Consider the following 260-nt stretch of genomic DNA (forward strand, 5'->3'; position numbering starts at 1 on the left):
TGCTACGCTGCGCAGTCGATTATTGCCACAGGTTTCATTAATAACGCCAAACTTGCCCGAAGCTGCCGCCTTGCTCGACGCGCCACACGCGCGCACCGAACAGGAAATGCTGGAACAAGGGCGATCGCTGTTGGCGATGGGCTGTGGCGCAGTGCTAATGAAAGGTGGTCATCTGGATGATGAGCAAAGCCCGGACTGGCTGTTTACCCGCGAGGGTGAACAACGGTTTACCGCACCGCGCATTATGACCAAAAACACCC

General features: G+C 56.5%; 1 protein-coding gene. It reads left to right on the top strand.

Annotated features, from left to right (window positions below; translation table 11 throughout):
* Nucleotides 1-52: 52 nt before the first annotated feature.
* The coding region (locus SB756_RS31705) for a bifunctional hydroxymethylpyrimidine kinase/phosphomethylpyrimidine kinase (RefSeq protein ID WP_410913450.1) at nt 53-260 on the top strand (208 nt) is incomplete at its 3' end.

This window comes from Pseudomonas sp. SIMBA_068, assembly GCF_046534705.1.
In the GTDB taxonomy this organism is placed as follows: Bacteria; Pseudomonadota; Gammaproteobacteria; order Pseudomonadales; family Pseudomonadaceae; genus Aquipseudomonas; species Aquipseudomonas putida.